This is a genomic window from Nonomuraea sp. NPDC049784 (genome assembly GCF_040659615.1).
Lineage (GTDB): Bacteria > Actinomycetota > Actinomycetes > Streptosporangiales > Streptosporangiaceae > Nonomuraea.
In genome coordinates this window covers 1-8,579 of record NZ_JBFAMX010000452.1, presented here as the reverse complement: position 1 = coordinate 8,579, position 8,579 = coordinate 1, and the positions used below count along the sequence as shown (strand labels likewise).

The 8,579-nt window shown below is 72.9% G+C and carries 11 protein-coding genes; 5 read left to right on the top strand and 6 right to left on the bottom strand.

Going from position 1 to position 8,579, the window contains the following annotated elements; genetic code table 11:
- The coding region (locus tag AB0J09_RS47455; RefSeq protein WP_360706871.1) for a hypothetical protein at positions 1-239 on the top strand (239 nt) is incomplete at its 5' end.
- On the opposite strand, the gene AB0J09_RS47450 is transcribed toward AB0J09_RS47455, so the two are convergent.
- On the bottom strand, positions 194-385 hold the full coding sequence (locus AB0J09_RS47450) for a DUF1918 domain-containing protein (RefSeq protein WP_360706868.1): 192 nt from the start codon (positions 383-385) through the stop codon (positions 194-196). The genes AB0J09_RS47455 and AB0J09_RS47450 overlap by 46 nt on opposite strands.
- A gap of 113 nt (positions 386-498) precedes the next feature.
- Here AB0J09_RS47450 and AB0J09_RS47445 point away from each other — a divergent pair, with 113 nt between their 5' ends.
- Genes AB0J09_RS47445 through AB0J09_RS47430 form a run of 4 tightly spaced genes read left to right on the top strand, consistent with a single transcriptional unit; the run spans position 499 to position 3,551 of the window.
- Positions 499-1,518, top strand: coding sequence for an alcohol dehydrogenase catalytic domain-containing protein (locus tag AB0J09_RS47445; protein WP_360706865.1), 1,020 nt, complete (start codon positions 499-501; stop codon positions 1,516-1,518).
- Between the two features lie 11 nt (positions 1,519-1,529).
- On the top strand, positions 1,530-2,198 hold the full coding sequence (locus AB0J09_RS47440) for an HAD-IA family hydrolase (RefSeq protein ID WP_360706862.1): 669 nt from the start codon (positions 1,530-1,532) through the stop codon (positions 2,196-2,198).
- A gap of 10 nt (positions 2,199-2,208) precedes the next feature.
- Positions 2,209-2,745 (top strand): GNAT family N-acetyltransferase, encoded by a 537-nt coding sequence (locus AB0J09_RS47435; protein ID WP_360706859.1) that lies wholly within the window; start codon positions 2,209-2,211, stop codon positions 2,743-2,745.
- 44 nt (positions 2,746-2,789) lie between these two features.
- Entirely contained in the window at positions 2,790-3,551 is a 762-nt protein-coding gene (locus AB0J09_RS47430; RefSeq protein ID WP_360706856.1) for an SDR family NAD(P)-dependent oxidoreductase, read from the top strand.
- Positions 3,552-3,638: 87 nt separating this feature from the next.
- On the opposite strand, the gene AB0J09_RS47425 is transcribed toward AB0J09_RS47430, so the two are convergent.
- From AB0J09_RS47425 to AB0J09_RS47405, 5 genes are all read right to left on the bottom strand, one after another.
- Entirely contained in the window at positions 3,639-5,069 is a 1,431-nt protein-coding gene (locus tag AB0J09_RS47425) for an aldehyde dehydrogenase family protein (RefSeq protein ID WP_360706853.1), read from the bottom strand.
- Positions 5,066-6,205, bottom strand: coding sequence for a P1 family peptidase (locus AB0J09_RS47420; protein WP_360706850.1), 1,140 nt, complete (start codon positions 6,203-6,205; stop codon positions 5,066-5,068). The genes AB0J09_RS47425 and AB0J09_RS47420 overlap by 4 nt, the downstream gene beginning before the upstream one ends.
- Positions 6,205-7,377 (bottom strand): M20 family metallopeptidase, encoded by a 1,173-nt coding sequence (locus tag AB0J09_RS47415; protein ID WP_360706847.1) that lies wholly within the window; start codon positions 7,375-7,377, stop codon positions 6,205-6,207. The genes AB0J09_RS47420 and AB0J09_RS47415 overlap by 1 nt, the downstream gene beginning before the upstream one ends.
- The gene (locus AB0J09_RS47410; protein ID WP_360706844.1) at positions 7,374-8,174 is read right to left on the bottom strand and encodes an ATP-binding cassette domain-containing protein; all 801 of its coding nucleotides are present in this window, start codon (positions 8,172-8,174) and stop codon (positions 7,374-7,376) included. The genes AB0J09_RS47415 and AB0J09_RS47410 overlap by 4 nt, the downstream gene beginning before the upstream one ends.
- The coding region (locus tag AB0J09_RS47405; protein WP_360706841.1) for an oligopeptide/dipeptide ABC transporter ATP-binding protein at positions 8,143-8,579 on the bottom strand (437 nt) is incomplete at its 5' end. The genes AB0J09_RS47405 and AB0J09_RS47410, both read right to left, overlap by 32 nt.

Here is an 8,579-nt window from a genome sequence, read left to right as displayed (position 1 = left end):
CGGCCCGCCGCCTGCTCGACAGGCCGGCTCCGCGACGCCGGGCGGACCCCGACGCGCTCCTGCGGGCCGGCCACACCATCACCCTGGCCCTTGATCCCTGGGAACGGGTCATCGCCACCGCCCGCGACGGGGACGGCAACGAGATCGCCATCGGCTCGGCCGGCAGCGCGGCCGGAGCGCTCAGGTCGCTCGGCTATGAGGGCTCGGGCGGGTGGACCACGGCGTCGGGTCCCGGGTAGACGAGCTCTTCATGCCCGTCGTCGAACCGGACGAAGAACGGCGGCGCCCCGTTCTCGCCCCGGACCTCGATGATCTGGCCCTTCCTGTCTCCCTGACCGACGATGTGACCGTGGACGATCAGGATGTCACCGACGCTCGCGTGCATGATGGGTCCTCTCAGTCGGACTGTGGCAACTTTGAGGTTCCTTCCCACATTGCACCAGGGAGGATCGCGACGCCGTCGACGCGGCGGGGTCGCTGCTGTTAGCGTCTGCCGCCATGCGCGCCTTCGTCATCACAGGTCCGGGACGTGCGGAGGTCCAGGAGGTCGAGCCGCCCGCACCGCACGAGGGCGAGGTGGTGGTCGAGGTCGAGCGGGCCGGGGTGTGCGGCACGGACATGGAGTTCTACTCGGGCGCGATGACGTACCTGAGCACGGGAGAGGCGCGTTATCCCGTACGGATCGGCCACGAATGGGCCGGGATCGTGCGCGAGGTCGGCGACGGCGTGGATCCCGCCTGGCTGGGCCGCCGCGTCACCGGAGACACGATGCTGGGGTGCGGGCGGTGCACGCGCTGCGGGGCGGGCAGGCAACATCTGTGCGCCGGCCGGTACGAGATCGGCGTCCGCCACGGCTGGCCCGGCGCGCTGGCCGAACACCTGCCGGTGCCCGCCCGCGCGCTCCAGCCACTGCCCGGCACGGTCGATGCCGCGCTCGGCGCGCTGGTGGAGCCGGGCGGGAACGCGCTGAGGGCCGTACGCGCCGCCGCCCTGGCGCCCGGCGAGCGACTGCTGGTCATCGGGCCGGGCACGATCGGGCTGCTGGCAGCCCTGATCGCGGCGGCGCAGGGCGTGGAGGTCCACCTCCTCGGCCTCACGGAGCGCTCGCTGGACTTCGCCCGCTCGCTGGGCTTCCCCCGCACCTGGACGACCCCGCCCTCAGAGCCGTTCGACGCGGTGATCGACGCCTCGAACGGCCCCGGCTCCCCCGCCCTCGCCCTGGAGGTCGTCGAGCCGGGACGGCACGTGGTCTTCATCGGGCTGTCGGCGGACCTCAGCCCGGTCGACACGCGGCGGCTCGTGCTGAAGGACGTCACGGCCGTCGGAATCCTCAGCGCGTCCGGCGGCCTGGCAGGGGCCACCGACCTGTACGCGTCCGGCCAGGTCGATCCCCGGCCCCTGGTCGCGGCCACCGTCTCGCTGGACGAGGCGGCCATGGTGCTGGCCGGGGAACGGCGCCCGGAATGGGGCGGCGCCCCGAAGATCCACATAGACCCTCGCCTCCACCGTCCCCGGTAGCCTCGGTGCGCGTGAAGGTGGTCCTCTTCGACGCTATGGGCGTCCTGTACCGGTACGGGAACGTGCAGGGGCGGGTGCTGATCCCCTACCTGCGGGCTCAGGGGTGCGGGGCGCCGGAGGAGGAGATCCGTGCGGCGTACCGGGCGGCGACGCTGGGGCGCCTGACCACGGAGGAGTTCTGGTCGGCGCTCGGGCTGGCGGCGCGCGACGAGCACTACTGCCGGGAGCACGCGCTCACGGAGGGCACGCGCGAGGCGCTCGACGCGCTGGCGGGCGACGGGCTGGAGCCGGCGTGCCTGAGCAACGACACGGCCGCCTGGTCGGCCATCCTGCGCCGCCGCTTCGGCCTGGACCGGCGCATCCGGCGCTGGTTCATCAGCTCGGACCTCGGGGCCCGCAAACCCGACCCGGCCCCCTACCGCGCGGTGCTCGACGCGCTGAGACTGCCCGCAGGGGAGGTGCTGTTCGTCGACGACCGCCCCGCGAACCTGGCGCCGGCGCGCTCGCTGGGCATGCGTACCCTGCTCTTCCGCAGCGACGACACCGGCCCCGAGCCCGGGCCGAGCGTCGGGACCATGCCGGAGCTGGTCGCCGCCGTCCGCGCTATGAGCAGTCGTGGTCCAGGGTGGCCAGGTCGTCAGGGCGAAAAACCTGTCGAACCGCCGCCTCCGGCTGTCTAGCGTTCTGCTGGTGGACATCTACCTGGAGACCGAGCGGCTGATCCTGCGCCGCTTCACCGAGTCCGACGCCGACGACCTCTTCGCGCTCCACAACGACCCGGAGGTCATGGAGTTCCTCAACGGCGGCAAGCCCACGCCGCGCGAGGAGATCGTCGAGGAGACGCTGCCCTGGTTCATCACGCACGGCTTCTTCGTGGCCGTCGAGAAGCCGTCGGGAACGTTCCTCGGCTGGTTCCACCTGCGGGCACGCAAGGACGAGCCGGACGACGAGCCGGAGCTGGGCTACCGGCTGCACAAGTCCGCCTGGGGCAAGGGGTACGGGACCGAGGGCTCGCTCGCACTGGTCGACAAGGCGTTCCGTGAGCTGGGCGCGCGCCGGGTCTACGCCCAGACGATGGCCGTGAACGTGCGGTCGCGGCGGGTCATGGAGAAGAGCGGGCTGCAGCACACCCGCACGTTCCACCTGGAATGGGACGAGCCACTGCCGGGCACCGAGCACGGCGAGGTGGAGTACGAGCTGACGCGCGCCGACTGGGAGACCCGCTGACCCCAACCTGGTGTACTGGTCGGACCAGTCGCTAGGGTGCCTCCATGGGATATGACGCACTGTTCCGCCTGGATGGGCGGCGGGCCGTGGTGATCGGGGCAGGAAGCGGGATCGGCAGGGAGGCGGCGCTGGCGCTGGCCGCCCATGGGGCTTCGGTGGTGTGCGCCGACCGCGATCTGGACTCGGCGGAGAAGACCGCGGCCGCATGCGGTGGGGCCGCCCGGCTGCTCGACGTGCTGGACGCCGCGGAGGTGCGCAGGGCGGCCGAGGAGGAGCCCGCCGACGTGCTGGTGTTCACCGCTGCCACGAACGTCCGCAAGCGGCTGCTCGACTACTCCGGCGAGGAGTTCGACCGGGTGGTGGGCCTGAACCTGCGGGCCTCGTTCGACGTGGTGCGCGCGTTCGGGGCGGGCATGGTCGAGCGGGAGCGCGGGTCGATCATCGGGTTCGCGTCGATCCGCGCGTCCGTGACCGAGCCCGGGCAGAGCGTCTACTCGGCCACCAAGGCGGGTCTCGTGCAGCTGCTGCGCACGGCCGCCGCCGAGTTCGGGCCGCACGGCGTGCGGGTCAACGCCATCGCGCCCGGCGTCGTGGAGACGCCGCTGACCAAGCAGATCAAGGACAACCCCGGCTGGTACGACGCGTACGCCGCCAAGAGCGCCCTCGGCCGGTGGGCGAGGGCGGAGGAGATGGCCGGGGCGGTGGTCTACCTGGCGAGCGACGCGGCGAGCTTCGTGACCGGCTCCGTGCTGTACGTGGACGGCGGCTGGACGGCCGTGGACGGCCGCTTCGACCCGCCCAACTAGGCAGCCGCAGAACGGTGGTCGTGCACGGTCCCGGATTCCACGACCGTGCGCGACCGGGTGACCCTGGCCCGGCACGAAGGCTCGGAGCTATGAGGGCCGGATGATCGCCATTCTGGTCACGGTCAGCTCCTCGATGGCGAACCGCGGCCCCTCGCGCCCGATGCCGGAGTCCTTCACGCCGCCGTACGGCATGTTGTCCGCCCTGAACCCCGGCACCTCGTTGACCACCACTCCCCCCGCCTCGATCCGCTCGATCGCGGCGAAGGCCGTGGCCAGCGACCGGGTGAAGACCGCCGCGTGCAGGCCGTACCTGGACCGGTTCACGGCGGCGAAGGCGGCGTCGAGGTCGGGCACCGAGCGCACGACCACCACGGGCCCGAAGATCTCCTCGTCCCAGGCGGCGGCCCCGTCGCCGACGCCGGCGAGCACGGTCGGGGCGATGGCCCGGCCCTCGCGGTGCCCGCCCGTGACCGGCTCGCCTCCCGACTCGGAGATCCATTCCAGGACGCGGTCGGTGGCGGCCTGGTCGATCAGCGGGGCGACGCGGGTCTCCGGCAGGCGGGGGTCGCCGACGGTGACGTTCTTGACCCGCTCGGCCAGCAGGGACACGAACCGCTCGCGTACGGGCTCCTCGACCAGCACCCGCTGGACGGAGATGCACGCCTGGCCGGAGGCGTAGTAGCCACCGCGCACGACGGCGTCGGCGGCGGCCTCCAGGTCGGCGTCGGCCGCCACGACGAGCGCTGCGTTCGACCCCAGCTCCAGCAGGACCTTCGTGGGGGCGGCGTTGCGGGCGATGGCGTGTCCGGCGGCGGCCGAGCCGGTGAACGAGACCGCGCCGATCCGCCGGTCCTCCACCAGCGTCCGGCCGACCTCGACGTCCCCGGTGACGAGCTGGACGGCTTGCGGGGGGAGCGCGTTCGCCGAACGGATGAGGTGCGCCAGCCAGAGCGTGGCCAGCGGCGTCGTGGGGGCGGGCTTGACGATGACGGGGCAGCCCGCGGCCACGGCGGGGGCGATCTTGTGGGCGGCGAGGAGCAGGGGGTAGTTGAAGCCGGTGATCCCGACGACCACCCCGATCGGGCGGCGCGTCCAGAACCCGATCAGGCCCTCGCCCGAGGGCAGGAGGTCGAGCGGCACGGTCTCGCCGTGCAGCCTGGCCACCTCCTCGGCGGCCGTGACGAGGGTGACGAGCGTCCTGGCGACCTCGACCTTGCAGTCGGCCAGGGGCTTGCCGGTCTCGAGCACCAGCAGGCGCTCGAACTCCTCGCGGTTGGCCTCGACGGCGTCGTGGGCCTTCATGAGGGCGGCGCGGCGGGCATGCGACGGCAGCGCCGCCATGGCGGGCGCCACGGCGAGCGCCTCTTCCAGGGCGCGTTCGGCGAGGGCCTTCGTGCCCCTCGGGGCCTCGGCCACCAGGGAGCCGTCGTAGGGGAAGGTGATGTCGTCGGTCTCCGCCGTTTCCACCCATCCGTCGCCGATGGGCAGGCCGGACGGCCATGCGATGTCGATGGTCATGACTGCTTCCGTAGAGCGCTGGGGAACACGTCGAGGTACGCGGGCGCGTCCTCGCGACCGGTGGCGGCGAGGACGGCGTGCGCGATGGCGCGGCTGAACACGTCGGCTCCGGCGGCCAGGACCTCTTGGAGGGTGTCGTGGCCGGGCTCGGGGCGGGCGCAGGTGGCCAGGCCGAAGATCGTGTCGCCGTCGGTCATGGTGTGGGCCGGTCTGATCGCCCTGGCCAGGCCGTCGTGGGCGACCGCGGCGAGCTTGCCGCACTGGGCCTTGGTGAGGGTGAGGTCGGTGGCCACCACGCCGATGGTGGTGTTGAACGACGGGGCGTTCTCGGGATGCCAGGCGTCGAGCTCCGCCTGGCGTGGGGGTTGGAGATGGTCGAACTCGCCGGGGAGGCCGTACCTGGCGCCCGCGACGGTGCCGTCCCGGGGGTCGAGGACCGAGCCCACGGGGTTGGCGACGACGAGGGCGGCCACAGTGGTGCCGTCCGGGAGCACGACGCTCGCCGTCCCCACCCCACCGGCCAGGCCACCCGCCCGTGCCCCGGTGCCCGCTCCGATCGACCCACTCGCCGTCTTGTCGGAGAGCCCCCCGGCGCCGTCCGGCGACCCGCCGTGCAGAGGCCCCTTCCTCTTTCTCCTCCCCAAGGGGACGCCGGCCGCCAACGGCGGGAGAGCGTCCACCTGACCGTCCGGGGTCGCGGTTCCCAGAGGGAAGGGTGCGGCGGCGTCGTAGGCGGCCGTGCCCAGGGACGCGTCCGGGACGGCGCGGAACGTGCCACCGCGCCCGAGGTCGAAGATGACCGCGGCAGGGACGATGGGCACCACGCCGCCGGCCACCGGGTACCCGATGCCCGCGTCGGCCAGCCGGTCCACCACCCCGCAGGCCGCCGACAGCCCGTACGCGCTCCCGCCGGTCAGCACCACGGCATGGACACGCGACACGAGGTTGCGCGGATCCAGCAGCTCCGTCTCGCGAGTCCCAGGCGCGGCGCCCCGGACGTCAACCCCCGCCACTGCCCCTGAGGGAGGGGCCAGGACGACGGTGGTGCCCGTGAGGTAGCCGCCCCCGACCCGCTGCGCGTGGCCGACCCGGAGGCCGGCCACGTCGACGAGCGAGTTGGAGGGCCCGGGACGCATCAGAAGTCACCGTTCAGGAACCGCCGGGCCGCCTCGGCGAAGACGCGGGTGCACTGGACGATCTCGGCGACCTCCACGAACTCGTCCGCCTGGTGCGCGATCCACTTCCCGCCGGGCCCGTACACGACCGAGGGGATCCCGCCCCAGTGCGTCAGCACGGTCCCGTCCGTGGACCCGGGCACCCCGCCGTAGACCGGCTCCGCGCCGGTGACGGAACGGTGGGCGGCGGCCAGCGAGGCCACCACCGGGTCGGACACGGGCACGTTCACCGGCGGCCGGTCCACCAGCACCGACACCTCGGCCGCGATCCCGTCGTAGGAGGCCAGCGAGGCCACCCGGTCGGCGATCAGCTTGTGCTCGACCCCGGGGATCGTCCGCACGTCCACGAACACCGACGCGACCGCCGGGATCACGTTGACCTGCTCCTCGGATCCGGCTTGCAGCACGGTCGGCGTGACGTACACCTCGCCGAGGTGCTCGTGCGCCGGATGGTTGCCCTGCAGCTCCTCCTGCAGCGACCGCAGCCCCACCAGCAGCGAGCCCACCGCCGGAAGGGGGTTGCGGCCGTGCTGCGGCATCGCGCCGTGCGCCATCTTGCCGGCGAAGTCCACCCGCAACCGCAGCGCCCCCTTGGCCACCGCGCAGATCTCGCCCGCCTCGGGCTCGGCCACGATCGCGCCGTCCACGTCGGCGGTGAGCCCCTCGGAGACGAAGTGGTGAGCGCCGATCATGAGGCCTTCCTCGTCGGCCAGCGCGCACACCTTGATCCGCCCGGGGAACGGTCCAGCCAGCTGCAGCGCCCGGGTGGCGTAGAGGGTGGCGGCCAGGCCGGACTTCATGTCGGCGCTGCCCCGCCCCCACAACTTCCCGTCGCTGATCTCCCCGCCGAACGGGTCCACGGTCCAGGTGGACAGGTCGCCCTCGGTCACCACGTCCGTGTGGCCCTCGAACATCAGCGTCGGACCGTCACCGCCGCCGCCCTCGACCACGGCCACCACGTTGGGCCGGTCGGGCTCGACCTCGTACACGGTGGGTTCCCAGCCCCATTCCCGCATCTTGGCCGCCACCAGCTCGGCGGCGGCCCGCTCACGCCGCCCGGGGTCGTTGGTGCTGGGGATCCGCACCAACGCCTGGGTGAACTCCACCACTCCGTCGGCATCGACGTCGATCAAAACAATCCCTCCAGAGTCGGTACGGCCTGCAGCAACGTACGCGTGTAGGGGTGGGCGGGCGCGGCCCAGACCTCGTCCACCGGCCCGTTCTCCACGATCTCCCCGTGGCTCATGACCGCGACCGTCTCGCACACGTGCCGCACCACGGACAGGTCGTGCGAGACGAACACGAGCGTGAGCCCCAGCTCGTCCACGAGGTCGGCCAGCAGGTTGAGTATCTGCCCGCGCACGGACACGTCCAGGGCGCTCACCGGCTCGTCGGCGACCAGCACCTTCGGCCGGGGCGCGAGCGCGCGGGCGATGGCGATGCGCTGCCGCTGCCCGCCGGAGAACTGGTGCGGGTACCGGCCGGCGGCCGACGCGGGCAGCCCGACCCCCTCCAGCAGCTCGGCCACGCGGTCGCCGACCGGCAGTCCGAGGGCGACGAGCGGCTCGGCGACGAGGTCGCGCACGCGCATGCGGGGGTCGAGCGAGCTCATCGGGTCCTGGAAGACGATCTGGAGGTTCTCCCGGAGGAAGCGCAGCCGCCGCTCCGGCCTGCCGGCGATCTCCTGGCCGTCGAAGCGGATGGATCCGCTGGTCGGCTGGTCGAGGCCGCAGAGCAGGCGCAGCAGCGTCGACTTGCCCGAGCCGGACTCGCCGACGATGCCGTACCGCTCGCCCCTCCCCACCGTGAGGGAGACCTCCTTGAGCGCCTGCACGGCGGCGCCCGGCTTGGTGAGCGAGGTGCGGGGCCGGTGGTAGACGCGGCTGACGTTCTGGGCCTCAATCAGCGGGGTGCCAGCATGCGAAGGCATGGCCGTCTCCTGTCAGCGCCGGTACGTCGTCGCACTTGGTGGTGGCGTGCGGGCAGCGGTTCCTGAAGACGCAGCCGTCGGGGAACTGCCCGGCCGGTGGCACGCTGCCCTTGATGGTGGGCAGCCGGGTGCCGCGCGGGGTGAGCTTGGAGGCGGCCAGCAGGCCCTCGGTGTAGCGGTGGCGGGGGTTGGTGAAGACCTCGCGGATGGGGCCGCTCTCGACGACGCGTCCCCCGTACATGACCAGGACCCGCTCGCAGACGGAGGCGACGACGGCGAGGTCGTGGGTGATGAACAGCAGCGCGGGCGCGACCTCGGCGATCAGCTCCAGCATCTGCTTCTGCACGGTGACGTCGAGCGCCGTGGTGGGCTCGTCGCAGATGAGCAGCTCGGGCTCGTTGGCCA

Coding starts and splice junctions, on each gene's coding strand:
- AB0J09_RS47420 (WP_360706850.1), bottom strand. CDS start 6,205: ATGCGTCCCGGGCCCTCCAACTCGCTCGTCGACGTGGCCGGCCTCCGG.
- AB0J09_RS47445 (WP_360706865.1), top strand. CDS start 499: ATGCGCGCCTTCGTCATCACAGGTCCGGGACGTGCGGAGGTCCAGGAG.
- AB0J09_RS47430 (WP_360706856.1), top strand. CDS start 2,790: ATGGGATATGACGCACTGTTCCGCCTGGATGGGCGGCGGGCCGTGGTG.
- AB0J09_RS47450 (WP_360706868.1), bottom strand. CDS start 385: ATGCACGCGAGCGTCGGTGACATCCTGATCGTCCACGGTCACATCGTC.
- AB0J09_RS47410 (WP_360706844.1), bottom strand. CDS start 8,174: ATGCCTTCGCATGCTGGCACCCCGCTGATTGAGGCCCAGAACGTCAGC.
- AB0J09_RS47425 (WP_360706853.1), bottom strand. CDS start 5,069: ATGACCATCGACATCGCATGGCCGTCCGGCCTGCCCATCGGCGACGGA.